Here is a 308-nt window from a genome sequence, read left to right as displayed (position 1 = left end):
CTGGTTTCTAGCATGGAAGGCAGTCGTCAACTTGTCTTTGACAATGCTGGGCGGATTACTCTTCCTGCTCCAAAAATCTCCAAGAACAAGGTGACCTTACAGGGTATTTTTCGTGCCCACAAGTCTGGTTTTGGCTTTGTGACCATTGACGAGGAGGAAGATGATCTCTTTGTCAGTCGTGACGATGTTAACTTTGCTATCGAAGGTGACAGAGTTGAGATTGCAATTAAAAAGGTTGCAGATCGTCTCAAGGGAACTGCCGCAGAAGCGGAAGTCATTGATATTTTGGAACATAGCCTGAAAACTGC

General features: G+C 45.1%; 1 pseudogene. It reads left to right on the top strand.

Features of this window, described 5'->3' with window-relative positions:
* Nucleotides 1–308 (top strand): annotated as a pseudogene (locus tag C1G53_RS10355) (ribonuclease R); the annotation flags it as partial.

This window comes from Streptococcus suis, assembly GCF_002960445.1.
Classification (GTDB): Bacteria; Bacillota; Bacilli; order Lactobacillales; family Streptococcaceae; genus Streptococcus; species Streptococcus hyiners.
The sequence above is the reverse complement of the archived record's forward strand: the minus strand, read 5'-3'. Positions and strand labels throughout refer to the sequence as shown.